Here is a 24,511-nt window from a genome sequence, read left to right as displayed (position 1 = left end):
ACCCGGCGTCACAACCCCGGTTCGTCGGGGCTCAGCGCTGCGCCGTCCAGGACGCATGCAGCCGTCCGTACACCCCGCCCTCGGCCAGCAACCGATGGTGAGATCCGCGCTGCACGATCCGGCCCGCGTCGACCACCAGCACCTCGTCGGCGTCCTCTGCGGTGGACAGCCGATGCGCGATCGTGACGCAGGTCCGGCCCGCCAGCAGGTGCTCCAGGGCGCGGGCGATCCGGACGTTGAGCACCGCATCCATCGCGGACGTCGCCTCGTCCATCACCAGCAGATCGGGACTCGCAAGGTGGGCGCGGAGCAGTGCCACCAGCTGACGTTCGCCGGCACTCAGCGCCTCGCCGCGCTGCCCGACCGCGGTGTCGATCCCGTGCGGGAGCGAGGCCAGCCAGTCGCCCAGGCCGAGTTCCGCGAACGCCGTCTCGACGCGCTCGCGGGACGCCTCGACGTCGCCGTAGCGCAGGTTCTCCAGTACGGTGCCGTCGAAGAGGAACCCCTCCTGGGGAACCAGCACCACCCGGCGCCGCAACTCCGCGTCGCGCACCGAACGCAGATCGACCCCGCCGAGCTCGACCACGCCCTCGCTGGGGTCGACGATCCTGGTCAGCAGCTTGGCAAGGGTTGACTTTCCCGAACCGGTCTCGCCGACCACCGCCACCCTCGCGCCCGGTGGCAGCTCGACGTCGATCTCCCGCAACACGTCGACGCCCTCGACGTAGCCGAAGCGGACGCCGTGGCACCGGACCGCCAGCGCGCCCGCCGGCAGCCGTACGCCGTCCGCTCCCGGATCGGGCAGATCCACCTCGGTGGCCAGAATGCCGACCGTCCGCCGCCAGCCGGCCAACGCGCTGTGCAGTTCGGTGAGGATTCTGCTGGCCGACTGGGCCGGCTCGACGAACAGCGGCAGCAGGAAGACGAAGGCCAGCACCTGGCCGGCGGTGACCCGTCCTTCGGCCCCGAGCAGGCTGCCGACGACCAGGATCAACGCCATGGTCAGCCCGGCCGCGATGCCGCCGATCGAGACCGAGGCGACCGCCACCGCCTGCGACCGGGTGCTCGCCGCCTGGAATCCGGGGATCGCCTCCGCGATCCGCTTCTCGACCCGTGCCTCGACGGCGTAGCTGCGCACCACGGCTGCGCCCACCACCGCCTCGGCGAGGGTCGACATCATCTTCGCGACCATGACACGGGCCCGCGCATAGGCCGAAGCCAGCTGACCCCGGACGACGTGCAGCAGAATCGCCAGCGGCACGAAACAGGCCAGCACCACCAGGGTGAGTTCGAGGCTGTAGGTCAGCATCACCGCCGTCGCCAGCACCAACTGGACGACGCTGACCACGCCCGGCACGGCGTCCTGGACCAGGAACCCGCTGATCTGATCGACGTCGCCGGTGACGCGCGAGACCAGTGCGCCCCGCGGCTCGGTGGCCTGGGTGGGCACCGGCAACCGGTGGACGCGCCGGAATGCCGCGATCCGCAGCGAGGCGAGGCCGCGTTCCGAACTGCGGAACAGCCGGGCGATCATCAGATACGACGACAGCCCGGTCACCGCGACAGCCACCGCCGCCAGCAGAGTCATCTGGACGACGCTGTCGACGTCCACGCCGTCCGGGGCGCCGAAGCCGGCGTCCAGGGTCTGTTGCAGGACGATCGGGACGACGATCCGGCCCACGGTGCCGATCAGTGCCAGCAGCACCGTCAGCCACAGGCCTTTGGTGAGTTGCGGGGTGACCCGCAGGCCGTCCCATAACTCGCGTGCGGAAAGCCCTTCCCCGGCCCGGATCCGGCCGGTGGGTGCCGCGGGGCTCATCGCTCTCTCCTGTCGTAGGCGTCGACCAGGTCGGCGTAGGCGTCGTTCCTGGCCAGCAGGTCGCGGTGGCTGCCCCGGTCGGCGATCCGTCCGTCGACCAGGAAGAGCACTTCGTCGACCATCGCGACGGTCGCCTTCCGGTGCGCGACCAGCACCACGGTCGCGCCGCCGGTGGCCTGCCGGACGGCGTCGAGCACACGGGCTTCGACCTCGGGGTCGAGTGCGCTGGTGGCATCGTCGAGGATCAGCAGCCGGGGCTTGCGGACCAGTGCGCGGGCGAGCGCGATCCGCTGCCGCTGGCCTCCGGAGAGCCGGCCGCCGCGTTCGCCGAGCTCGGTGTCCAGACCGTCCGGGAGGGCGGCGACGAAGTCCGCGGCCTGTGCGATGCGGAGCGCCGCCCAGATCTGGGAGTCGGAGACGTCGGCGTCCAGTGCCACGTTCCCGCGGACGGTGTCGTCGAAGAGGAACGCCGTCTGCGGCACCAGCGCCACCTGCTCGGCGAGGGCACCCCGGCGCAGATCGCGCAGATCGATGCCGTCGATCGCGATCGTTCCGTCGTCCGGATCCATCAGCCGGGCCAGCAACAAGGTCAGGGTGCTCTTGCCGGACGCCGTCTCGCCCACCACGGCGACGCTGCGGCCCGCGGGGATCGCGACGTCCAGCCCGCGCAGCACCGGCGTCCGTCCGTAGTCGAAGGACACCCCGGCCAGGGCGAGCGCCGCCCCCTCCGCGCCGCGTCCGCTCAGCTGCCGGTCGCCGTAGCCCATCGCGGCGGTCTCTCGCAGCACCCGCTGCACCCGTTCGAAACCGGCGACCGAGGTCGGCAGGCCGCCGAACAGCCAGCCCAGCGCCCGGATCGGCGCCGCCAGCACGGTCAGCAGATAGGCGACGGCGACCACATCGCCGGCATCGACGTCGCCGGACGAGGCCCGCACGGCACCGACGATGGCCACGGCCAGGATGCCGGCCCGGGAGATTCCCTCCAGCACCGGGTCGAACAGTGCCCGGAGCCGGCCGATCCGGATGCCGATCTCGCTCAGCTCTTTGGCCTTGTCGGCGAACCGTTCGGTCTCCTGCTCGCCGCGGCCCAGGGCTTTGATCACCAGCGCCCCGTCGAAGGACTCGTGGGCGATCTCGCTGAGCTCGGCCCGCACCTCTTGCAACCTGGCCAACAGTGGCGTCGAGCGGGCATGGTGCACCACGGTCGCCAGCGCGCTGAGCGGGAACACCAGCAGCCCGACCAGGGCCATCAGCGGATCGGTGAGGACCATCTGCACCACCGCGACGATCAGCATGGTCAGGACGCCGACCGCCAGTGGAAGCTCCGACAACGGTGCCCAGGCCGCCTCGACGTCGGTGCTGACGTTCGACAGCAGGCGTCCGGTCGGCTGGGTCTGATGCCAGCGCAGCGGCAGCCGCAGATATTGGGTGGCGACCCGCCGGCGGTATTCGGACTGCAACCGGAACTGCATCACCTTGGCGCCCAGCCAGCGTCCGAAGACGCCGAGCGCGCGGACGATGGCGATGCCGAGGAAGACCGCCAGTACCGCCCACAGCCACCCGGTGCTGCTCACCTCGCGCCGAGCGATCGCAGGCAGCAGCACTTCGTCGGTGGCCCACCCCAGCGCCATCGCATCCAGTGAGGTCAGCGCGCCGAAGACGACACTGCTCAGGACGGCGAGGGCGAACACCCACGGCTGCTGCCGGATCGCGACCCCGAGGATGCGCAGGCCGAAACCCATGCCGGACACGACGCTTCTGCGTTGATGGATGGTTCTTCTCCTCGGAGGCGGTTATCCGACCCAGCTCGATCCGGTGCGAAGCACGGGGTTTCGGTATCGGCGACTGATCACAGTACCGACCCCGCCGGAGTGCCGACGTTCACGACCAAGACCGTGACGCCGGCGCAATTCGGTCAGCGCTGCGGCACCATCACGGTCAGCGTCTGGGGCTCGACGCGGGCCACGATCCGGCGGCATTCGCCGGCCGCATCGCCGTCCAGCTGGTACTCGACCGGTTCGGACGTCTCGATCACCACACTGCGGCCCTGTCCCCGGTCGATCTCGGACGCCTCCGGCACCGGCAGCAGCACGCTGGTGGTGATCCGCAGCCAGTCGGCCAGGCTGGTCGGGGACGCCACGAACAGGTCGAGCAGGCCGTCGTCGAACTGGGCGTCCGGGAGCAGCTGGACGTTGCCCTGCAGCTGGCCGACATTGCCGACCATCACCAGGCCGGCATGCCGCTGGATCGGCTCGTCGTCGTCCAGGGCGATCGTGACGTCGAAGGACGGCAGGCTGGCGGCGTCCCCGGCGGCCATCACGTAGGCGGCCGGCCCGAGCACCTTCTTCAGCCCCTCATCGGTGCCGCTCATGATCCGCGCGTCCAGGCCGATGCCCGCCATCACAGCGATGTGCTCGGGCTCGTCGTCGTCGATCGTCACCTCGATCAGGTCGATCCGGTCGCGGCGGCCCTGCAGGATCACTTCGATCGCCTCGGCCTCATCGAGCGGAATGCCGAGGTTGCGGGCCAGCAGGTTGCCGGTGCCCGAGGGCAGCAGACCGAGCGGGACGTTCGTCCCGGCCAACGCCGAGCACACGACGCGGACGGTGCCGTCGCCGCCGGCGGCCATCACCAGGTCGACCTTGGCCTCCAGCGCCGCCCGTGTCATGCCGCGTCCGGGGTCGTCGGGAGTGGTCTCCAGGAACAGCGGCGTCCAGCCGTTCTCGCGGCATTCGGTCTCGATGTGGCGGCGGAACGCGGCCCAGTCGGGGACCTTGGTCGGGTTGACCACGATGGCGCACCGCTTCGGGGTCTTGGCGGCCAGCGCCGCGGCCCGGGTCGGCCGCTCGGGCTGCATGTGCACCTTCGCCACGGTCAGCGCCAGGCTCGCGGTGAAACCGCCGAACAGCAGGCCGCCGACCAGGTCGGTGACCCAGTGCGCCTGCAGGATCCATCGGTCGAAGGCCATCAGCAGGATCAGCGCCAGCCCTAGCCAACGCCAGAATTCGATCACCGGACGGGGCTGCTTCGTGGTCGTCGTGGTCGCGATCACCACCAGCGCGGCGGTCACGATGCCCACCATGTGCCCGGACGGGTAGGCGTAGCCGTTGTTGCCGATCACCTCGGTCAGGACGCCGGGCGGGCGAGAGCGGCCGATCAGCGTCTTGGCCAGTTCGTGGCCGCCCCAGCCGAGCGCGATGGCCAGCACGATGCCGACGGTCAGATTGCGCAGCCGGCGCCGGAACGCCCAGATCGCGATGCCGGCCAGGGTGCAGTTGATCACCACCGGATGAAAGACGATGGCCACCGCCACGGCGATCTGGATGATCGGCTGCTGCCAGTGCGGCGCGGGGGCCTGGACGACGTCCAGGCCGGCCAGGCTGCCGGACAGCACCAGAGCCGTCCAGATCGCAAAACCCAGCCCGAAGGCGATCGTCGCGAGGGGGCCGATGCCCGGACGGCGGCTGCGCATGCGTCATTGTGGCATTGCGCCCGCGTCAGGGTGGGTCATCGCGGCCGATAGGCTGAGCGGGTGATCGACCCGAAACTCTTGCGTACCGAACCCGACCGTCTGCGAGCCGCCCAAGAGGCGCGCGGCGAGTCCTCCGCGTTGATCGATCGGCTGATCGAGGCCGATTCGGCACGCCGTTCCGCGATCGCGTCCTTCGAGTCGTTGCGGGCCGAGCAGAAGTCGCTGGGCAAGGACGTCGCGCGCGCCAAGGGCGAGGAGAAGGCCGCCCTGATCGCGCGCACGCGGGAGCTCGCGGCGCAGGTGAAGGCGGCGGACACGACCGCGACCGAGGCGGGCAAGCGGTTCGACGAGCTGATGCTGGCGCTGCCCAACCCGGTCTTCGACGACGTCCCGCGCGGCGGCGAGGACGACTTCGTGGTGGTCTCCGAGCACGGCACCCCGCGCGACTTCGAAGCCGAGGGCTTCACCCCGCGCGATCACCTGGAATTGGGGGAGCTGCTCGGCGCGATCGACATCCCGCGCGGCGCTAAGGTCTCTGGTGCGCGCTTCTATTTCCTGACCGGACAAGGCGCGATGCTTGAGCTGGCGCTGATCAACCTGGCCATGGCGAAGGCGATGGAATGGGGATTCACGCCGATCCTGCCGCCGGCGCTGGTCAAGCCGTCCTCGATGGAGGGCACCGGATACCTCGGCCAGGCCGCCCAAGACGTCTATCATCTGCCGGCCGACGACCTGTACCTGGTCGGCACCTCCGAGGTGGCGCTGGCTGCCTACCACAGCGACGAGATCCTGGACGCCGCAACGCTGCCGCGGCTCTACGCCGGCTATTCGCCGTGTTATCGCCGTGAGGCAGGCAGCTACGGCAAGGACACCAGGGGCATCTTCCGGGTGCACTGGTTCGACAAGGTGGAGATGTTCGTCCACTGCCGGCCGGACGAGGCGGACGCCCTGCACCGCACGCTGCTGGAGTTCGAGAAGGAATTCATCGCCACGCTCGAACTGCCCTTCCAGGTGCTCGAAGTGGCGTCCGGCGATCTCGGCCTGAGCGCCGCCCGGAAATTCGACTGCTACGGCTGGATTCCGAGCCAGGGCAAATACCGCGAGATCACCTCGACCTCGAACTGCACCACCTTCCAGGCCCGCCGGCTGAACATCCGGATGCGCACGGACGCCGGCACTGAACCGGTCGCCACCCTGAACGGCACCCTGTGCGCGATGACCCGGATGATCATCTGCCTGCTGGAGAACCACCAGCAGCCGGACGGCTCGGTGCGCATCCCGGACGCCCTGCGTCCCTATCTCGGCGGACGAGAGTTCCTCACCCCGACCAATCGCTAGCATTGCCATCAGGTGGTCGGCAGGTCTGCGTTGACGACTCGACAGGTGAATGCCGCAGTCAACCGGCCGGAACAGAACTTCCTGCTGGCCCTCCACGCGTCGATTTCCGAGGTCGGCGGTGTCGAACTCGAGCTTCCGGAGCGCACCGAGCCACCCCGTCCGGTCGAGTTCTCATGATCATCGCCGACACACCAACGGCACCGTCAAATAGCGACCGATTCCAGAGGCGTCCCGCCTCATCGGCCTGGGGAAGGGCAGGAATCGGTCGCTATTTGACGAGCGGGGTGGTCCCTGATGAAGCCAGAGTCGGCTGGGCTTCCGGTTTGCTCTCGGACCGCTGCCCTGAAAGCCTGAACCAGAAGGGGGTATGCGCATGGCATGGCGGCCTCGCCTGGTGGCGTTGGACATCGATGGGACGCTGCTGGGTTTCGACGGACGGGTGCCGCGGTCGGTCTCGGCGGCCGTGGACGCGGTGGTCGCTGCCGGCGTCCCGGTCGTTCTGAGCACCGGACGCGGCTGGGCCGGCACCAAGCCGGTGGCCGATGTGCTGCGGTTGCCGCCGGGCCAGCATGTGTCGTCCAACGGGGCGGTCCGGGTCAGCTTTCCGCCACTGGAACTGCTCGAACGGGTCACCTTCGATCCGACGGACGTCGTGCACCGCGTCCTCACCGACCACCCTGAGGCGATGCTCGCCATCGAGGTGATCGGGCGGGGCTTCAAGGTCAACCGTCCCTTCCCGGCGGGCGAACTCACCGGCGAACTGATCCAGGTCGGGCTGGACGAACTGGTCGCCGAACGGGTCACCCGCGTCGTCGTTCGCGACCCGAACGCCTCCGAAGACGACTTCCTGCGCCTCGCGCATCGCCTCGGCTTGCAGGGCGTCAGCTACTTCATCGGGTACACGGCCTGGCTCGACATCGCCCCGGACGGCATCGACAAGTCCTACGGGCTGGCCGGAGTCTGCGCCGACCTGGGCATCGACGCCGGTGACGTCCTGGCGATCGGCGACGGCCGCAACGACATCGAGATGCTGACCTGGGCCGGACGCGGGGTCGCCCTGGGCGACGCGCCGGACGAGGTGCGCGCGGTCGCCGACCATGTCACCGACCGGTTCCCCGACGACGGCACCGCCAACGAACTATTCCGCTGGTTCTGAGTCTCCGAACGCGCCACGCCCCGGACGCGGGCGGCGTCCGGGGCGTGGAAAGAAGGTCTCAGGCGACCCGGCCTTCGCGGGAGCGGAACGGACGCACGATGACCTCGAACGCCGCCAGAACCCGCTCGATGGTCGGCTTCGCCACCGCCAGCTTCGTCTCGGTGGTCGTGGCCTCACGGGCCCGGCGCATGTGCCGTTTCACCGTCGAGACCGAGCAGCCGAGCCGCATCGCGAGCACCACCAGGCTTTCGTCGGGGTTGGCGCGGCGCATCCGCAGCAGTTCGTCGTGGTTGAGCAGCTGGCCGCTTCGGGTGACCCCGGCGAAGGTGTCGAAATCGTCGGGCTCGACCGTGACGCCCAGGTTGGCCCGGATCTGCGAGCGCTGCCGCTGGGTGGTGCCGGCGACGAACCCCGCGATGTCGTGGCTGACCACCGCGTCGTACAGGCAGGACTCGAACAGCGGGCAGTCGGCGCAGGTGGCGCGGGCGCGTCCGGTCAACAGGGTGAGCTGACGCTGCCGTTCGCTGTCGCCTCGAGCCAGCGAGGGATCCTCCAGCAGTTCGTGCTGAAACAGAGCGGGGTTGTCGATGCAGGCGGCGCGGTCGGCGCTGGTGCGGTGCAGCATGTCGGACTCACTTCCATGGCTGGTCGTTCTTGGGGGTTTGGACGCGACCAGTCACAATTCGGTTGCACTCTCTCTTCGCCGATGCCGTCCGGTGAATCCTCGAGCGATCACAATGCGGCGGTTCTGAGCCCGGCAGTGCCGCGACACAAGGCGGGACGCTACCCTGGCCGGAATGCCGATCCAGGGGAGTATGACCCATGCAGGGGTTCCACAAGGAGCCTGACTGGCTGACCGTCATGGCTGACGGAACCGTCAAGCAGCTCAATCCGTTCTCCGGCACCGAGGTATGGACGGTCGCCGGACGAGGCAACCGACCGCTCGAGGTGTCGCTGCCGCCGCCGGCGCCTCTCGACCCCGATCAGCACGGCCGGTATTGCCCGTTCTGCGAAAGGCGCTATCTGGAGACGCCGCCGGAGAAATCCCGCGTGGTGCGCGGCGACGACGGCAGCTGGCAGACGCTGTATCGAATCACCGCCGAAGAGTTGTTCGCCACCACCGCCGAATTCCGTCGGGTGCCGAATCTGTTCGAGATTCTCAGCTTTCAGTACTGGCACGCCAATTACGGCTACGAATTGCCGGCGCGGGTGGCGTCCCGCCGTACCGCCTATCTGGAATCGGCCGCCGGGCGCGCCCATGTGCTGGCGGTGGCTCGCACGAAACTGCTTGCCAGCGGCCGGACGCCCGGTCAGGTCGCGGCGATGAGCGGCGACGAGCAGGTCGAGTTCGCGTCCGGATTCTTCGGCAGCGGCCATGACGTGATCATCAGCCGCCGCCATTTCGTGGACGGTGCGTTCGACAACACCCAGTTGGCCGGGTCGGGGACGCTGAACCCGGAGGAACACCATCAACTGCTCGCGTTCACCGTGGAATCGATGGCGGCGCTCTACGACCTGAACCGGTATGCCCGCTACGTGGTGGTCTTCCAGAACTGGCTGCGACCCGCCGGGGCGTCCTTCGATCATCTGCACAAGCAGCTGGTGGCTGTCGACGAGCGCGGCGTCCAGGCCGAACGGGCGGTTGCCCAGTTGCGGGCCAACCCGAATGTGTTCAACGAGGACGCCGTCAACTACGCCGGCTACAAGAACCTGGTGCTGGCCGAGAGCGACCACGCGATCGCATTCGTCGGCTTCGGGCACCGCTTTCCGTCGCTGGAGATCTACTCCAAGAGCGCCGAATGCGACCCGTGGGAGATGCCGTCCGAGGAACTCCGCGGCATGTCCGACATGCTGCACGCGATGCATGCCGCCACCGGCGTCGACATTCCGAGCAATGAGGAATGGCACTACCGTCCGATCGACGTGGACGTCGCGATGCCCTGGCGGATCGTCCTCAAATGGCGCATCTCGACCCTGGCCGGATTCGAGGGCGCCACCAAGATCTACCTCAACACGCTCGACCCGTGGGCGATCCGCGACCGGACGGTGACCAAGCTCGCGGCGTTGCGCGACGACGGCCGGATCGCGGCCGATCTGCGGATCGGCAGCGAGGCCGAGTGCCGTCCGAACTCGCTGCGCTACCACTCCGACCGCCGCTGAGGGTCGGGTGCCACGGGTGCAGAATGGGGTCAGTCGAGGAAAGTAGGACGACCGATGTCAACTCCGCAGTGGCAGAACCTCCCGGTGCCCGAGTCGGGCGGTGGGCAGGGGTGGTCGGGGTTCTCCGCCGACCCGCGCGACCCTCAGTACCAACAGCTGCGCGCCTCGGACGCCGACCGCACCAACGCGGCGTCCATGCTGGCCGACGCCTACGCCGAGGGACGGCTGGACAACGACGAATACAACCAGCGACTCGACCAGGCGATGAGTTCGAAGAGCCTCGGCGAGTTGGTGCCGGTGCTGAGCGACCTGACACCGGCCAGGCCGGCGTCGGCCTCGGGCGGCCCGACCCTGCAAGCGCCGCAACGTGGTGGGTTGCAAGGCATGATCGGACGATTCCCGCGCTGGTGGCTCGGGCTGGCGGTGATGCTCAACCTGATCTGGTTGATGACCGTGGTGGGCACCGGGCACCTGATCTACTACTGGCCGATGTGGCCGATGCTGGGCACCGCGATCCCGATGATCATGGGCCTGATCAACGGTGACCGCGGCGGCAGCCGGCAGGACCGGGCCCACCGGCGCGATCAGCGGGCGATCGACCGGGGCTACCAGCCGCCCGACAACGACCTGCGCTGAATCCGGAGGCCAGGGCGCAGTTGATAGCGAGTGTGCCCATGACCTTCCGGACCACGCACGGGAACCTCGAACGCGAACCGATCGCAGTTGGCCGTCGAGTTGCGTCGCGTCCGGGATTCCGGACGTCACGTGCACGACGAGCAGGCTGTTCGCCGACGGTTGTTTGATCGTCCAGCAGTTTCCGGCGCCGAGGTCCGCGCGCTGAAGCTTCGCGATCCCCAACGGAGACTTCTGGGTCCAGGTCAGGGTGCCATTCTGTGGGCCGGGCAATTCCACCGCTCCGCCCACCAGCACCGGCCTTGCGGAAATCTCGACTGGACGGCCGAGGCCGGTCGTGACACTCCGACGATGAGCGCCAGGGAGAGGTGTATCGCGACCGACAACCGAGTCATGATTGGCGGACCTGTCAGGCCGACTGGCCGAGTTCTTTGGTGCCGATCCGGACGCGGTTGCCGTCCGGATCGACCACCTCGAAGTCGCGGGCCCAGGGGTGCTGTTCCACCTGGACGCCGAACCGCTGGGCGACCTCGTCCACGTTCGGCACCCAGATGAAGACCAGACCTGGACCGTCGGCGTCCGCCACATTCTCGCTGAGGAAGATGTCCGCGCCGTCCCGCCGAATGCCCATGAACCGGTGCGTGGTGCCGCCACCGTAGCGGTGGGTGAAGTCGTGGGCGAAGCCGACCTGCTGCCACCAGGCCAGGGACTTCTCAACATCGGCGACCCGAAGGATCGGAACCACCTGCGTCATCGTCAGCGCCTCCCTTGCCGCAACGTCCGTGGGCTCCATGATGCCGTCGCACGGTGGCGTGGGCGAGACCTGAATGAGGGACGTGATACACACCGCCGCACTTCCCGCGCTCCCTGAGGGCTCGCTGAATTCAACGAGCCCTAATCAGGTAGGGAAGCGCTGATCATTCACGCCATCCCGTGCTGTCCCGTGCTCCGACACGGGATCTCAGGCGGGAGAGATCCCGGATCAAATCGGATCAAATCCGGGATGACGATCGAGGGGCCTTATCAGCGCATCCATAGGCAAGCGCGGGGGCGGGACGCGGCGGGAGAGGGCGATCGGGGACGTCGGACGAGTCGACACCGGAGGGGTCGCTGAGTAACGTTGCCCGGCTATGCATGATTTCCCACCGCGGATCGACGCCTATACGCGCGCCGAAACCGCTCGGCCGGACACCCGCAGCCCAGCACGCTTTCTGCTCTGGATGCTGCGGGTGCAGGCCGACGTGCTCGCGGGCTTGGCGATCGTCGGTTTGACCTGGTTCATGCCCAGTGCACTCAGCCCGTACTTGCTGGGCAGGACCATCGACGCCGGCATTCTGGTCGGCGATTGGGCGGCCACCGCGGGCTGGTCGGCGCTGTTGGCGCTGGTGATTCTGGTGGGCGCGGCCAGCGGCATCGCCATGCATACCTTCGCCGTCCGGGGTTGGCTGATTTCGCTGTACGGCACGCAGAAGCTGGTGACTCGCAAATCGGTCCATTTGGGTCATGTGCTGAATCGCCGGTTGCCGACCGGCGAGGTGCTGAGCATCTCGTCGTCCGATTCGAACACCTTCGGGCAGACCTTCGAGGTGGTCGCTCGCGCGCTGGGTGCTCTGGGCGCCTTCATCGTGGTCGCCGCGATGATGATGAACACCTCAAGCCTGCTCGGCCTGGTCGTGCTGGCCATTGCGCCGCTGCTGGTGGTCGCGGCGACGCCGGTGCTGCGTCCGCTGAACGCCGCCCAGACCGCCGAGCGCAATCAGACCAGCGAACTGACCTCGATGGCGGCCGATATCGTCGCCGGACTGCGGATTCTGCGTGGAATCGGCGGCGAGAAGACGTTCGGCGACAACTACGCCACGCAGTCGCAGCGGGTGCGCCGGCTCGGTGTCACCACCGGAACCTGGCAGGCCGTGGTGGAGACCATGTCGGTGCTGCTCTCCGGTCTGCTGCTGGTCATCCTGGTCTGGCTCGGATCGCACGAGATGGTGGCCGGACGCCTCACCCTGGGTCAGCTGATCAGCTTCGTCGGCTACGCGATCTTCATGGTCTGGCCGCTGCAAACTCTGTTCGAGGTCGCCCAGAAGTGGGTGCAGGGCCTGGTGTCGGCGCGCAAGACGATCGCCCTGCTGGGTGCCGAACTGCCCTGGCGCGACGGCACCCTGGAACTGCCGGGGCGTCCTGCCCTGCACGATCTGGTCTCCGGGGTACGGGTCGAGCCGGGCGAGTTCCTGGTCGTGGTGAGCGCCGATCCGGACGCCTCGGCGGCGCTTGCCGACCGGCTCGGCCGCTACCTGCCGACCGTCGCCGGGTCGGACCAGGGCGGCAAGGACGACGAAGAGTTGAAGGGACGGGCGGCCCGCCGGGCGCGCGCCGAGAAGGAACGGCGCCGTGCCGAGGCGGCCCGGTCGGACGCCGAGGTCGCCGAGCGGCCCTGGGGGGTCACCGCGGACGGCCTCGACTACCAGAACTTCACCATGGCGTCGCTGCGGGAACGCATCCTGGTGTCGGACGCCGGCAGCCAGCTGTTCGCCGGCACCTTTCAGCAGGCGGTCGATCCGCTGGGCACGCACAGCCGTGAGCAGGCCGAACGTGCCTTGCGGACGGCGGCCGCCGAAGACGTCTTCGAGGGCTTGCCGGACGGCTGGGCCAGCCGGATCGACGAGAAGGGACGCGGGTTGTCCGGCGGTCAACGGCAGCGGGTCGTGCTGGCCCGTGCCCTGCTCGCCGACCCGGAGGTGCTGGTGCTGGTCGAGCCGACGTCCGCGGTGGACGCCCACACCGAAGAGGCCATCGCCGAACGGCTGGCAGGGCACCGTGCCGGGCGCACCACCGTGGTGATGACGGCGTCCCCGCTGTTGTTGCACGACGCAGACCGGGTGGCCTTCCTGGCCGACGGACGCCAGGTCGCCACCGGCACCCACGAATATCTGCTGGCCAATCACCCCGGCTACCGGGCTGTCGTCAATCGAGGAATGGAGGAGGACGATGAGCACTGATGTGCTGTCGGCGTCCGCCGACACCTGGTCGGACGAGCCCAACGAATTCGAGCTTCCGCCCGAGTTGGCCGCGCCCGAACGGCGTGGCCCGCTCGCGCTGCTCACCGATCCGGTGCGGCAGTTCGGCGGACTGGCGACCCGGTTCCGGATTCGGCGGCAGCGCGCCGAGGCGTTCTTCGCGGCGTCCCGCAACCCCGAGCGGGGACTTCCCGTGGCCCGCAACGACAAGGCGTTCGGCTTCATGGGCGAGTTGCTGGCGACCCGCCGGTGGCTGCTCACCGCGGTCGTCGTGTTCAACGTGCTGGCCGCCACCGCGGGCCTGATCGTGCCCCGCCTGCTGGGCGATCTGGTCGACCAGGTCGCGGCCGGCAACACACCGCTGGCTACGGTGGACGCGATGATTCTCGGTGTCGCGGCGGTGGTCGTGGTGCAGGCCGTGCTCACCTTCGCCGCCCGGCGGGTGTCGGCGGTGTTCGGCTACGATCTGCTGGCCGCCGCGCGCGAGGCCATAGTCCGGACGGTGCTGCGGCTGCCGCTGGGCCGGATCGAGTCGGCCAGTTCCGGCGATCTGCTCACCCGGATCACCTCAGACGTGTCGAAGATGAGCGAGTCGGTGCGCTGGGCGTTCCCGCAGCTGGTCATGTCGGTGGTGATCACCGGACTGAGCATCGTGGCGATGGTGCTGAACTCGTGGTTCCTGGCGCTGCCGCTGGTGGTGTCGATCACCGTGCTGGTCGTGGTGACCCGTCGCTACCTACGGCTGGCGATGCCCGGCTACATCACCGAGTCGGGCAGCTATTCGCAGATCAACTCGACGATGACCGAGACCGTCGAGGGCGCCCGGACGGTGGAGGCGCTGCGGCTCGGGGACCGGCGGATCGAGATCGGCGACGAAGACATCGAGGTGTCGAACAACGCCGAGCGGTACACCATGACGCTGCGGAACCTGCTGTTCATCTTCCTGGACGTCTCGTACCAGCTGCCGCTGGTGGGGGTCGTCGTGCTGGGCACCTGGGGGTATGCCAACCACTGGGTGACGATCGGGCAGATCACTGCTGCGGCGATCTACGTGCAGCAGATGGTGGAACCGCTGGATCGGCTGATCCAGGTGGCCGACCGGCTGCAGATCGGGCTGGCCGCGACCACCCGTCTGCTCGGCATCGCCGAGGTGCCGCGCGACCGGACGCCGGGCGAGCGGCGTCCGGCCGACAAGCATCTGGAAGGCCACGATCTGCGGTTCGCCTACCGGGAGGGTCGGGACGTGCTGCACGGCATCGATCTCGATCTGCGCGAGGGGGAGCGGCTGGCGATCGTCGGGCCGTCCGGTTCGGGCAAGTCGACTTTGGGCCGGTTGATGGCCGGGATCAACGGGCCTCGGACGGGATCGGTGACGGTCGGCGGCGTCGAGCTGATGACCCTGCCGCTGGACGTGCTGCGCACCGAGGTCGCCCTGGTCACGCAGGAGCATCACGTCTTCGTCGGCACCGTGCGGGACAACATCGTGCTGGCCCGCGACCAGCAGCTGACCCCCGACGAGGGGGACGCCGCCGTGGTCTCGGCTCTGCAGGCGGTGGACGCCCTGTCCTGGGTGGAGAAGCTGCCGAACGGGCTGGACACCATGCTCGGTCACGGTCGCACCGAGCTCACCCCGGCTCAGGCGCAGCAGGTGGCGCTGGCCCGGCTGGTGGTCGCCGATCCGCACACCCTGGTGCTGGACGAGGCGACGTCCCTGATCGATCCGCGCACCGCCCGTCATCTGGAAGGCTCGATGGCCGCATTGTTGGAGGGGCGGACGGTGGTCGCGATCGCGCACCGGCTGCACACCGCCCACGATGCCGACCGGATCGCGGTGGTGATCGACGGCCGGATCGCCGAGCTCGGTTCGCATGCCGAACTGCTGGAACTCGGTGGCGAGTACGCCCGGTTGTGGCACACCTGGCGCTCGTAGCGTCGGGGACGGTTCTTCCCGCATGTCCGGGGACGGTTCTTCTCCGTTCGAATTTCGCATGTCCGGGGACGGTTCTTCGAGGTGCGAAATTCGCATGCCGAAGAACCGTCCCCGACGTGTGACTTTCGAATGGAAGAGAACCGTCCCCCAATGTGCGGTCTTCGAACGCGGAGGAACCGTCCCTGCGGTCACCAGGTCAGGATGAGCTTGCCGATCGCCTCGCCGGACGCCAGGTGCCGGTGGGCCCCGGCGACGTCCTCCACCGGGTAACGGGTTTCGACGGCGGGCCTGATCCGGCCGGATTCGATCAGCGGCCACACCGTTGCCGCGACCTCGGCGCAGATCGCCGCCTTCTGTTCGACCGGACGTCCGCGCAGCCCGGTTGCCGTCACCGATCCCCGTTTGGCAAGGAGTTTTCCCAGGTCGAGGGTGCCGCTGCGGCCGCCCTGCAGCCCGATCACCACTAGGCGTCCGTCGGTGGCCAGCGCGTCCACGTTGGGCGGCAGGTACTTGGCGCCCATCACGTCCAGGATCACGTCGGCCCCGTGCCCGTCCGTCGCCCGGCGCAGCGCGGCCAGCCAGTCGCCGTGGTAGTCGAAGGCGTCCGCGGCACCCAGCTCGCGGCACACGGTGAGCTTGCGCGGACTGCCGGCGGTCGCGAACACCCGGACGCCCAGCGCGTCCGCGAACTGGATCGCGAACGTCCCGATGCCGCCGGCGCCGCCGTGCACCAGCAGAGTCTCACCGGCGGCCAGCCCGACCCGGGCGAAGTTCGAGGCGACGGTGGCGGCCACCTCGATCAACCCGGCGGCGGTGACCAGATCGACGCCGCGCGGCGGCCGCACCACCTGGCCGGCCGGCACCGCCACATACTCCGCGTAGCCGCCTCCGGAGAGCAAGGCGACGCACTCTTCTCCCACCCGCCAATCCAGGACGCCGGGGCCGGCCGCACTGATCACCCCGGAGACCTCCAGACCGAGGATCTCGCTGGCATCGCGGGGCGGCGGGTAATGACCCTGCCGCTGCAACAGATCGGCCCGGTTCACCCCCGAACCGACCACCCGGATCACCACCTCGTCCGCACCGCAGCTGGGCGGGGGAACGTCCGCCAGGCGTAGTACCTCAGGACCGCCGAACGACTCGATCACCACAGCTTGCATGACTCCAGCCTCTCACCGGGTCGCCCGGCGTGGTGGTCGTGGCACTAGGATGTGTGGCCCCGGGCGAGGTCGCATAGTGGACTAGTGCAGCCGCCTTGAAAGCGGCCGAGCGGAAACGCTCCGTGGGTTCGAATCCCACCCTCGCCGCGTGTCGTCCCGTCTCCATGTGCTCACCCCGCCGTTGCCGTTGCGCGCCGTCGCATTGGCGGCCGTCCTGGCGATCGTCGGTGCCGTCCTGATCGTGCTGACGTCGGCGCTCGATCTTTTGGCGGCGCTGGCAGTGGTGGGCTGGCTGCTCTTGGCCGGAGCGGTCGCGCTGCTGGTGGTGGCGGCGATGAGTTGGCGGCGGATGCGGGTCGTGGTCGAGTTCACCGACGGCGGCTACCGGATCAACGGCCCCGAATCGCACGAAGAGGGCTCGTGGGCCGACGTGACCAAGGTCACCCAGGCGCCCACATCGCTGACCATTCACCACGGTCCCGACCGGCGCGTCCGGCTGGTCAGCCCGCGCGGCGTCACCGCTGAGATGGTGCATCTCACCGCCGACCTGGCCAAGCGATTGGACGCCAGCCGCGGTTACACCGGCCAGCTGTGAGCGGACGCCGCGACGTCCCCTATTTGGCCGGGTGGTAGGCGCAGGAGTCGCTCAGGTCGTCCGATTTGCCGGACGACTTCTTGGTCGGCTGCGGGCTCGAGGACCCGTCCGGCGAGCTGGACGGGGTCGACGGCGAACTGGACGGCGACGACTTCCCGCTCTCGGCCTCGGCGGTCTCCTTCAGGGCCTGCTGCACCCGGCGCTGGACGGCCGGCCACGGCGGGTTGGCGCTGACCCAGCCGGCCACTCCCGGCTGGAACACCACACTGTGCAGGTTGGTGTTCTTCACCTTCAACGCCAACTCGATCAGGTCCGGCAGGACGCGTCGAGGGATGTCGGTCTCGATCGTGGTGGCCCCGGCCGAGGCGATTTTCTCGAAGTTGGTGAGCACCACCTGTGGCTGAGCTTGCTGCACCACCGCGTTGATGACGCAGCGCTGCCGCTCCATCCGGCTGTAGTCGCCGGTGGTGAGGCCGTAGCGGCCGCGGGCATACCAGAGCGCCAGGCGTCCGTTCAGGTGCTGATTGGGTCCCGGCTCGATGTAGCCGCTAGGCGGCACGCCCTCGGTGGTCTTGCCGCCGATCGGAATGCGGTAGTTGACGTTCAGGGTGACGCCGCCGAGGGCGTTGATGAACGATTTGAAGCCGTCCATGTTGACGATCACGTAGTAGTCGAGCTTCCCGAGACCGAGTGCCTCGCCAACGCCGACCTTCATCACCTCGGCGCCCAGGTTCTTGACCTTGCCGAGCAGATCGTGCGGAATGCGCGCCGGGATGTTGTTGTACATCGCGTTCATGAAGTAGTTCTCGTTCCCTCCGTCGACCCCGTCGTAGAAGCCGTTCGGGTAATACTTGTGCAGCGGCGAATCGACTGGGAACGGGATCCGCGCGGTCTGCCGTGGCAAGGAGAACAGTGTGCTCGCGCCGGTGCGGACGTCGATCGAGGCCACCATCACGGTGTCGGCGCGCAGGCCGAGTCGGATGTCGCGGCCGGTGCCGGAGTCGGCGCCGATCACCAGGACGTTGATCCGGTCCTTGTCGCCGAACGGATTGGTCGGTGCCGGAGTACCAGGCGTGCCCGGTGCGCTCGGATTCTCGGTCGGGTCGTCGAACACGGTGCCGACGAACTGCGCCGTCGAATAGGTGTACTGGGCGCCCACCGCCAGCGGAGCGGCGACAGCCAGCGACAGGAAGCTGACCAGGATGCCGCCGGCCACCCGCTGGGACGCCGTCGGATCGGCCGGCCGCAACGCGAGGTGGCTTCCGGCGATCACGATCACCCAGACCAGGGCGAGCGCCAGCAGCCCGATCGCCACGCCCTGGAGGACGTCGACATTCGTCGCCAGCGCGAGGATGCGGTCGCGTCCGGCGGTGGCCAGGTAGCCGGCCGTCAGCAGCAGCGCCACGAACACGCCCATCACCATGGAGCCCAGCGCCCGGCGTCCGGCATGCCACAAACCCAGGCCAGGAATCACCGTGCCCAGAGCAGTCCACACCACCGCCCAGCGAAACCGTCCGGCACCACCAACACCAGCAGCGGCGCGACGTGGTGGTTGGTCGGCCCCCGACGCCGACGCCGCGTCCGTGGATTCAGGCAGCGCACGCTGCGGTTCAGTCATGGGATCCCCTGCTCCGATCTAGAACACGCCGATTGTAGTAGTTGACATTCCGGCCGACGACTCGGCCTTGAGGCTTCGGAGTCGACGCGAACCGGACGCCGCTTTGGCGCTGCCCACCGGGCTGGAGTAGGCTCGTGCCTCGGCTGAGGAGGTGTCGCCTAGTCAGGTCTATGGCGCCCGCCTGCTAAGCGGGTTTGGGGGTCAACCCCATCGTGGGTTCAAATCCCACCACCTCCGCCATGACAAGGGGAAACGCTCCCATCTGAGTGTCTCAGGGGGAGCGTTCTTCGCGCCCGGCCCGGGGGCTGCTACTCCCCGGCGGGGTCGTAGTGAATAGCTCCGATCGCGTTGCCAGCAGGGTCTTCGAAGAAGATGAGATGCCCGACGCCGATGATCGTGAACCGCTCCAAGAGGATTCTGCCGCCTGCCGCGATGACTGCGTGCGCGGTCGCATCGACGTCGTCGACGGCGAATGTGCACTCGGGGGTGACGGTCGGTTTGCCGTCGATCAGCTCGCGCCGCTGTTGCATGGCCCCCTGAACCTGGGGCCCCTCCTCGGTGCCGGTGTGGATGTGGTAGAAACCGGGCGGTCCCCAGGCTGTGAACGTCCATCCGAAGACTCGCTCGTAGAACGTCCGTGCTGCCGGGACGTCGTCGGCGTTGAGCGCGAAGTGCGTGAGAGGTGCTGCCATGAGCCCATGGTCGCAAGGCGAGGACTTGTCGGACCATCTAATGTATGACGATATATGTCGAAAACACGACACGACGGAGAACCTCTGGTTCGTGGCTATGCCGTCACTCATCCGCCCGGCGCCGCGAGGCTGCCTGTCGCGGCCGGCTGGGACCAACTCGTCTACGCTGCGTCCGGCACGATGATGGTCTCCACCGCCGCTGGGTCGTGGACGGTACCGCCCGCGCGAGCGCTGTGGATACCGGCCGGGGAGCAGGTGCGGATCGTCAACCGGTTCCGCGTCGCGGTGCGGACCCTCTACTTCGCGACTCGGCTGAACGCGCTGCCGCCGATGACTCGCATCGTCACCGTGACCGGCCTGGTCCGTGAACTGCTTCTTCACGCGGTGGCGCGCAGCCCTCTCGACATCGATGCTCCCGTCGACAATGCACTGTTGACGCTCCTGGTCGACCAACTCCACCAGCTTCCCGACGAGCCGCTCTGGCTCCCGTCTCCGGCCGCCTCACCACCCATCGCGATTGCCGCTGCCGAGCTGATTCGAGACGATCCCGCACGGTCCGTCGACAGTCTCGCTCGGACCGTCGGTGTGAGTCAGCGCACGCTGGAGCGCGCGTTCCTCGCCGCCACCGGAGTGACGCTCGGCGTCTGGCGACGACACGCCCGCATCCTGGCCTCGCTGCACTGCCTCGCCGCCGGCACCTCCGTCACAGAGACGGCGAGCGCCATCGGCTACAGCACGCCCTCAGCCTTCGTGGCCGCCTTCAAGAACCAACTCGGTTCGCCGCCAAGCACCTACCTGCGTCCCTGAGCGGGCTCACCGGATCTTTGCCGCGGCACTGGACGCCCCTTGCCGCTATCGGTCTGAGCCCACCACAAATCGAGCAAACAGAGCGTCCGCATGGTTCGCTGCTGCTGAGAACGGGATCGCTGTTTCAGCCGGCACCACGCACCTGGACTTGAGGTCCACATCCTTATCCTTCTCCCGTGAATGATTCGTTGCTCCCAGCGGGGCGCGAAGGGCTGCCGCCAGAGGTGACGGCGGCCTGGGACGAGCAGGACTTCGACGCTGTTGCGGCCTGGCTGCTGGAGGTCCCTGCAGCTCGCACGTGGGGTGCGTCTGCTCGAGAGAAGGCGTTGGTTCTTGCCGAGGTGTTTCTTCCGATCGATCCCGGCCTGTCGCTACGGCTCGCAGACCGGCTCCTGACGGACGGCGGCACAGATATCCACCTGATGGAGGTCTCCATCGATGCGGCTTCGCGCGCTGGGCTCCGGGAGGGGATGGACGCGCGGGTCGAGCGTCTGCGACTGGCGTTGAAGGACGCGGCACCAGACGACCGGATCGCGGTACTGAACAACGTGGGCACGTTCCTGAAGGAAGGCCGGCTCTTCGACCGCGCCGAAGCGGTTCTCCGGGAAGCCCTCGCCGAGACGGCGCCCAGTGCGGCGACGCGGGGCACTGTCTTGGTGAATCTCGCGACGGTGCTCAGCGATCGCGCGTGGTCGAGCGGTGCGGACGCCAGAGAGGGGAGTGCGGCCGCGCTGGAGGTGCTGGATCAGGCTGAGCAGGTGGCCACCGAGTCGGGTGAGACACGGTTGTTGGGGAACGTCTGGTTCAACCGCGGTCATATCCTCGCGGTGGCTGGTGCAAGTGCTCCTGCGGCGCACGCCTATCGAATGGCCGAGCAGCATTTCGTCCGTGCTGGCGGCGACCCGGTGGACTTGGCCTACGTCCACCGAGCACGGGCAGCGGATGCCGGCCGCAACGGTCGCCTGGACGAGGCGATCGCCGACTACGCCCGCGCCCGTGACCTGTTCGCGGACGCGGGCAGGCTGGACGAGTCGGCGACCAGTGCGGTGGGGCTGGTGATGGCCATGCAGTTGTCAGGCGACGCTCCGACCGCTGGACAACTCGAGGACGTGCTCGCTGCACTGCGGCGTTCCCGTCCGGACCGGGTGCCGGAACTGCTCGTGAACCTGGGCAATATCGCTGCTGAGCAGAACCTCGATCGCGCTGCCGGGTACTTCGCCGACGCGGAGGAGGTGTTTCGGGCGCAAGGACGGCTGCTTGATGTGGAACGTGCTCGCCATTCTCGCGCCGTCATCCGCCGCCGGTCCGGGGACGCGGCGGGCGCCGTCCCCGTCTTGCGTGCTGTTCACGCCACCTATCTGCGATGGGATTTGTCGGTGAAGGCGGCCGAAGCTGAGTTCAACCTCGCGATCGCCCTCCGAGACCTCGGTGACCCCGAGGCCGCCGTCCACGCGCTGAGCGCGTTCGAGGTGCTCGACCGGCATCGACATCAGCTCGGAACTGCATCCGACCGCTCCGGGCTGACTCGGGTCACCTACCGGCACCTACTGGACCTCACCTTGGACACCGCGATTGCCGATCCGGACACAGTGGCCGCACTTGCGGAACGCGCTCGCACCCAGACCAGTGCCGCCGAGCACGGCGTACCCGGATCCGATCAGCTCTCCGTGCCATCCCCGGTGCGTGCCCGGCCGGAAGCACCGGTGATCGGCGGGAACGGGCCGATCCGCACCCTGTCGGCGCTGGCTCGGGGGCTGGCCGGGTCGCGGGCGGTGTGGCTGACCTGGGTGCGTCACCGCGGGCAGCTGCTGAGTGTCGTGGTCCGCGACGATGACACGGACGTGACTACGCTGCCGTACCCAGAAGAGCTGCTCACTGCGCTGAACGCGGCGGTCGGCCTCACCGACGCATCTGGGGACGGCTCGCCGGGCGGGGACGGGACGGGCCTGCGCAGCGCGCTGTACCGGATGGCGACCGGACCGTTGCTGGCCGACGCGGACCTTGCCGATCGGCTGCGCAGGTCGATGCGGCCCAGCACGATCGTGCCGTGGGCGTCCGGCCCCAATGGTGAGGGGGCGAACCTCCTGCGGGAGTTGGGGGATCTCCTTATCTCGGATCTGGCCTGGAGCGCGCCGGACGCTGTGATCGCGCCCCCGACGTTTCTCGGGGAGATCCCGTGGGCAGCGCTCGAGCGAGACGGCACGCATTGGATTGAGCACAGTCGGCTCGTGCTCGCACCTCCCGTATCCACCATTCGCACCGACCCCACCACCGAGGGAGGGACGGGGCGAGCGTGGGTGGCCGACGCGAGCGGCGATCTGCGCTATTGCCGGAGGGTGCTCCGTGAGTTCCCGCACCTCTGTGGGAGCGACGCCACGGCCGCCGCTGTCATCGAGGCGTTGCGAGGCACGGCACGGGCGGTTGTTCGGACCCATGTGCGGTCAGGCTCACCCGCCCGCCCCCGCGAGGCGGCGCTGCTGCTTGCCGATGGTCCGTTGACCGCCGACGATCTGCGAGAGGCCCTCGGCCGTGTCCCCCCAGAATGGGTCATCCTCGGCTGCGACGCGGCCGGTGCTGGCGTCGGCGACGAGTGGGCGGGTCTGCCGATCGGGTTGGGTGCGGCCGGTGCGGAGCGGGTTGTGGTCACCGGCTGGCCTATCGTCGACTCTCCCGAGCAGGAGACTCTCGATCTGGCGCTGGCCGCGTCCATCGAGCAGCACGGCATTCGTGAGGGTCTTTACGCGTGGCAGCGCGACTGCGCCCGTCGATGGAGGGAAACCCGCGACCGGTCGGTCTCACCTCACCGATGGGCCGGCCACAGCCTCGTCGTGACCGTCACGGACAACGGCTGACCTTCTCCCAACGGGTGATGTCGGCCACGTCGATCACGTGAACTGAGGCGCGGCCTACGGTGACGAGGAGTCGCCCGTCCACGGTCTCCGTCGTGCCGCACACCTTCTCGCGTTGGGTCTCGACAATCGCGACTGGATCCGCGCTCGGGGGAGCGAACCAGCACACCCACAGGGCCCCGACAAGCGTGAGCACCGCACCTGAGGTCACCCAGATCGCTGTCTTCAGCGATCTGGCGGCAGACTTGGCGGTGACGTGGTCGTCGTCCTCCCGCGCGGTCACCGTCCTGACCAGACGCGGCATGCCTCCGCCGGCCCACAACGCCAGAAGCGTCGCAACGAATGCTGCGAGGAACGCCGCCGTCAATAGCACCGCCAACGCGGTCGCCCACCATGGGTCGATCGCTCGCAGCACGTCCCGTATCCCGATCCCCACCGTTCCGGTGATGACGCCGACCAGCGCTGAGAGCCCCGCTTGCCACTTTGCTGCGCTGGCACGCACCGCGGCCAACTCACCGCCCCGTGCCATGACAGCGGCCTTGGTGGAGTTCAGTTCGCCCTGTGTGCCAGCACGCCCGGAGTCCGGCCGGCGCTTTCCGCCCGCGTCCGGGGTGGCGGCGTTGCCGGTCATGGAGAGACGACCCCCGACACCCAGTAGGCGCCGCAGCCCGTAGTGACGCCGTTGGGGCGTCCCGTGTGGCTCCCCGACTCGCACCGGCACAGCACCACCGGCTCGACGCGGCGTGCGACGCGCAAACTCTCGAGCGGCCAGTCGAAAAGGAACTCGTGATCGCACGCAGGGCATGTGCCCGTGAAGCGCACGAATGTCGGCTCGTCGACGGGCAGGAACTCATACTCCGTGGTCTCGCGTGCCCTTTCCCCGTACTCGTCGGAGGAGCGCTCGGCCCACGGACTTCCGGAATCTCCGGTCGCAGTCGCCATGGCCGGAGCCTACTTGTCGCGCGATTGCGGCGCGTCGTCCCACGTGTGTTCGCTCATGCGTCGAATGGCGACCGATTCCGGACGTCTTTGAGGCGAGCGAGGCGGGACGGCCCTGACATCGGTCGCCAGTTGACGACTGTCTGCCCCGTGGGGGTGGCGCTGGCCGCCGGACTCCCCGAACTCGTCGGGCGCCGGTCGCCGCCAGACGGGACGCAGGGGTGCTTTCCAGAAAGGTGCTACCATTCCGTCCATGTTCGCCGGACGAGTCGTACCCGCTGCGGTCCTTGTCGACGGCCGAATGTGTTGTCGCCGTCACTGACCGACCC

The 24,511-nt window shown here is 68.7% G+C and carries 19 protein-coding genes and 2 tRNA genes; 12 read left to right on the top strand and 9 right to left on the bottom strand.

Features of this window, described 5'->3' with window-relative positions:
* Window positions 1–31: 31 nt before the first annotated feature.
* The 3 genes from QM619_RS01370 to QM619_RS01360 all read right to left on the bottom strand — a co-directional run bounded on the left by QM619_RS01370 (window position 32) and on the right by QM619_RS01360 (window position 5,291).
* Window positions 32–1,819 carry an ABC transporter ATP-binding protein gene (locus QM619_RS01370; RefSeq protein ID WP_415103522.1) on the bottom strand — a complete coding sequence of 596 codons (1,788 nt, stop codon included), beginning with the start codon at window positions 1,817–1,819 and terminating at the stop codon, window positions 32–34.
* Window positions 1,816–3,561, bottom strand: a complete 1,746-nt coding sequence (locus QM619_RS01365) for an ABC transporter ATP-binding protein (protein ID WP_415103925.1) — start codon at window positions 3,559–3,561, stop codon at window positions 1,816–1,818. The genes QM619_RS01370 and QM619_RS01365 overlap by 4 nt, the downstream gene beginning before the upstream one ends.
* A gap of 173 nt (window positions 3,562–3,734) precedes the next feature.
* Window positions 3,735–5,291, bottom strand: a complete 1,557-nt coding sequence (locus QM619_RS01360) for a diacylglycerol kinase family protein (protein ID WP_415103520.1) — start codon at window positions 5,289–5,291, stop codon at window positions 3,735–3,737.
* 60 nt (window positions 5,292–5,351) lie between these two features.
* Between QM619_RS01360 and serS the strand changes: the two genes are divergently transcribed.
* The 3 genes from serS (at window position 5,352) to QM619_RS01345 (ending at window position 7,785) form a co-directional block, all read left to right on the top strand.
* Complete coding sequence (gene serS, locus QM619_RS01355; RefSeq protein WP_415103518.1) at window positions 5,352–6,629, top strand: serine--tRNA ligase; 1,278 nt, start codon at window positions 5,352–5,354, stop codon at window positions 6,627–6,629.
* Window positions 6,630–6,674: 45 nt separating this feature from the next.
* Window positions 6,675–6,806 carry a hypothetical protein gene (locus QM619_RS01350; protein ID WP_415103516.1) on the top strand — a complete coding sequence of 44 codons (132 nt, stop codon included), beginning with the start codon at window positions 6,675–6,677 and terminating at the stop codon, window positions 6,804–6,806.
* A 214-nt stretch (window positions 6,807–7,020) separates the two neighbouring features.
* Window positions 7,021–7,785 carry an HAD family hydrolase gene (locus QM619_RS01345; RefSeq protein ID WP_415103923.1) on the top strand — a complete coding sequence of 255 codons (765 nt, stop codon included), beginning with the start codon at window positions 7,021–7,023 and terminating at the stop codon, window positions 7,783–7,785.
* Window positions 7,786–7,843: 58 nt separating this feature from the next.
* On the opposite strand, the gene QM619_RS01340 is transcribed toward QM619_RS01345, so the two are convergent.
* On the bottom strand, window positions 7,844–8,410 hold the full coding sequence (locus QM619_RS01340) for a WhiB family transcriptional regulator (RefSeq protein WP_415103514.1): 567 nt from the start codon (window positions 8,408–8,410) through the stop codon (window positions 7,844–7,846).
* Between the two features lie 236 nt (window positions 8,411–8,646).
* Here QM619_RS01340 and QM619_RS01335 point away from each other — a divergent pair, with 236 nt between their 5' ends.
* Window positions 8,647–9,945 carry a DUF4921 family protein gene (locus QM619_RS01335; protein WP_415103512.1) on the top strand — a complete coding sequence of 433 codons (1,299 nt, stop codon included), beginning with the start codon at window positions 8,647–8,649 and terminating at the stop codon, window positions 9,943–9,945.
* 54 nt (window positions 9,946–9,999) lie between these two features.
* Window positions 10,000–10,581 carry a DUF1707 SHOCT-like domain-containing protein gene (locus QM619_RS01330; RefSeq protein ID WP_415103510.1) on the top strand — a complete coding sequence of 194 codons (582 nt, stop codon included), beginning with the start codon at window positions 10,000–10,002 and terminating at the stop codon, window positions 10,579–10,581.
* Between the two features lie 406 nt (window positions 10,582–10,987).
* On the opposite strand, the gene QM619_RS01325 is transcribed toward QM619_RS01330, so the two are convergent.
* Window positions 10,988–11,332: a glyoxalase superfamily protein gene (locus QM619_RS01325; RefSeq protein WP_415103508.1), complete on the bottom strand. Its 345-nt coding sequence runs from the start codon at window positions 11,330–11,332 to the stop codon at window positions 10,988–10,990.
* 376 nt (window positions 11,333–11,708) lie between these two features.
* Here QM619_RS01325 and QM619_RS01320 point away from each other — a divergent pair, with 376 nt between their 5' ends.
* Together QM619_RS01320 and QM619_RS01315 are read left to right on the top strand one after the other, a co-directional pair.
* Window positions 11,709–13,574, top strand: coding sequence for an ABC transporter transmembrane domain-containing protein (locus QM619_RS01320; RefSeq protein WP_415103506.1), 1,866 nt, complete (start codon window positions 11,709–11,711; stop codon window positions 13,572–13,574).
* A complete protein-coding gene (locus tag QM619_RS01315) occupies window positions 13,564–15,522 on the top strand; it encodes an ABC transporter ATP-binding protein (protein ID WP_415103504.1) in 1,959 nt (652 codons plus the stop codon). Before QM619_RS01320 ends, QM619_RS01315 begins: the two co-directional genes overlap by 11 nt.
* A gap of 188 nt (window positions 15,523–15,710) precedes the next feature.
* Here the strand turns inward: QM619_RS01315 and QM619_RS01310 are convergent, their stop codons facing one another.
* Window positions 15,711–16,682, bottom strand: coding sequence for an NAD(P)H-quinone oxidoreductase (locus tag QM619_RS01310; protein ID WP_415103502.1), 972 nt, complete (start codon window positions 16,680–16,682; stop codon window positions 15,711–15,713).
* 62 nt (window positions 16,683–16,744) lie between these two features.
* On the opposite strand from QM619_RS01310, the gene QM619_RS01305 reads away from it, so the two are divergent.
* Together QM619_RS01305 and QM619_RS01300 are read left to right on the top strand one after the other, a co-directional pair.
* Window positions 16,745–16,829: transfer RNA gene (locus QM619_RS01305), tRNA-Ser, on the top strand.
* A gap of 1 nt (window position 16,830) precedes the next feature.
* Window positions 16,831–17,277 carry a hypothetical protein gene (locus QM619_RS01300; protein ID WP_415103500.1) on the top strand — a complete coding sequence of 149 codons (447 nt, stop codon included), beginning with the start codon at window positions 16,831–16,833 and terminating at the stop codon, window positions 17,275–17,277.
* 19 nt (window positions 17,278–17,296) lie between these two features.
* Here QM619_RS01300 and QM619_RS01295 read toward each other — a convergent pair whose 3' ends face one another.
* Window positions 17,297–18,895 carry an LCP family protein gene (locus QM619_RS01295; RefSeq protein ID WP_415103498.1) on the bottom strand — a complete coding sequence of 533 codons (1,599 nt, stop codon included), beginning with the start codon at window positions 18,893–18,895 and terminating at the stop codon, window positions 17,297–17,299.
* A 147-nt stretch (window positions 18,896–19,042) separates the two neighbouring features.
* On the opposite strand from QM619_RS01295, the gene QM619_RS01290 reads away from it, so the two are divergent.
* A tRNA-Ser gene (locus QM619_RS01290) sits at window positions 19,043–19,135 on the top strand.
* A gap of 68 nt (window positions 19,136–19,203) precedes the next feature.
* On the opposite strand, the gene QM619_RS01285 is transcribed toward QM619_RS01290, so the two are convergent.
* Window positions 19,204–19,587: a VOC family protein gene (locus QM619_RS01285; RefSeq protein WP_415103496.1), complete on the bottom strand. Its 384-nt coding sequence runs from the start codon at window positions 19,585–19,587 to the stop codon at window positions 19,204–19,206.
* A gap of 54 nt (window positions 19,588–19,641) precedes the next feature.
* On the opposite strand from QM619_RS01285, the gene QM619_RS01280 reads away from it, so the two are divergent.
* Together QM619_RS01280 and QM619_RS01275 are read left to right on the top strand one after the other, a co-directional pair.
* Complete coding sequence (locus QM619_RS01280; RefSeq protein WP_415103494.1) at window positions 19,642–20,394, top strand: AraC family transcriptional regulator; 753 nt, start codon at window positions 19,642–19,644, stop codon at window positions 20,392–20,394.
* Window positions 20,395–20,570: 176 nt separating this feature from the next.
* Window positions 20,571–23,246: a CHAT domain-containing protein gene (locus tag QM619_RS01275; protein WP_415103492.1), complete on the top strand. Its 2,676-nt coding sequence runs from the start codon at window positions 20,571–20,573 to the stop codon at window positions 23,244–23,246.
* Here QM619_RS01275 and QM619_RS01270 read toward each other — a convergent pair.
* Window positions 23,230–23,874, bottom strand: a complete 645-nt coding sequence (locus tag QM619_RS01270) for a hypothetical protein (protein WP_415103490.1) — start codon at window positions 23,872–23,874, stop codon at window positions 23,230–23,232. The two genes, QM619_RS01275 and QM619_RS01270, sit on opposite strands and share 17 nt — an antisense overlap.
* Between the last annotated feature and the right edge of the window lie 637 nt (window positions 23,875–24,511).

It is taken from the genome of Micropruina sp. (genome assembly GCF_047606665.1).
GTDB lineage: Bacteria > Actinomycetota > Actinomycetes > Propionibacteriales > Propionibacteriaceae > Micropruina.
The sequence above is the reverse complement of the archived record's forward strand: the minus strand, read 5'-3'. Positions and strand labels throughout refer to the sequence as shown.

Bases quoted from the DNA above. Each gene is read 5' to 3' on its own strand.
- QM619_RS01310 (WP_415103502.1), bottom strand. From the start codon at position 16,682: ATGCAAGCTGTGGTGATCGAGTCGTTCGGCGGTCCTGAGGTACTACGC.
- QM619_RS01330 (WP_415103510.1), top strand. From the start codon at position 10,000: ATGTCAACTCCGCAGTGGCAGAACCTCCCGGTGCCCGAGTCGGGCGGT.
- QM619_RS01285 (WP_415103496.1), bottom strand. From the start codon at position 19,587: ATGGCAGCACCTCTCACGCACTTCGCGCTCAACGCCGACGACGTCCCG.
- QM619_RS01340 (WP_415103514.1), bottom strand. From the start codon at position 8,410: ATGCTGCACCGCACCAGCGCCGACCGCGCCGCCTGCATCGACAACCCC.
- QM619_RS01325 (WP_415103508.1), bottom strand. From the start codon at position 11,332: ATGACGCAGGTGGTTCCGATCCTTCGGGTCGCCGATGTTGAGAAGTCC.
- QM619_RS01360 (WP_415103520.1), bottom strand. From the start codon at position 5,291: ATGCGCAGCCGCCGTCCGGGCATCGGCCCCCTCGCGACGATCGCCTTC.
- QM619_RS01270 (WP_415103490.1), bottom strand. From the start codon at position 23,874: ATGACCGGCAACGCCGCCACCCCGGACGCGGGCGGAAAGCGCCGGCCG.
- QM619_RS01320 (WP_415103506.1), top strand. From the start codon at position 11,709: ATGCATGATTTCCCACCGCGGATCGACGCCTATACGCGCGCCGAAACC.
- QM619_RS01280 (WP_415103494.1), top strand. From the start codon at position 19,642: ATGTCGAAAACACGACACGACGGAGAACCTCTGGTTCGTGGCTATGCC.
- QM619_RS01365 (WP_415103925.1), bottom strand. From the start codon at position 3,561: ATGGGTTTCGGCCTGCGCATCCTCGGGGTCGCGATCCGGCAGCAGCCG.
- QM619_RS01295 (WP_415103498.1), bottom strand. From the start codon at position 18,895: ATGACTGAACCGCAGCGTGCGCTGCCTGAATCCACGGACGCGGCGTCG.
- QM619_RS01335 (WP_415103512.1), top strand. From the start codon at position 8,647: ATGGCTGACGGAACCGTCAAGCAGCTCAATCCGTTCTCCGGCACCGAG.
- QM619_RS01315 (WP_415103504.1), top strand. From the start codon at position 13,564: ATGAGCACTGATGTGCTGTCGGCGTCCGCCGACACCTGGTCGGACGAG.
- QM619_RS01370 (WP_415103522.1), bottom strand. From the start codon at position 1,819: ATGAGCCCCGCGGCACCCACCGGCCGGATCCGGGCCGGGGAAGGGCTT.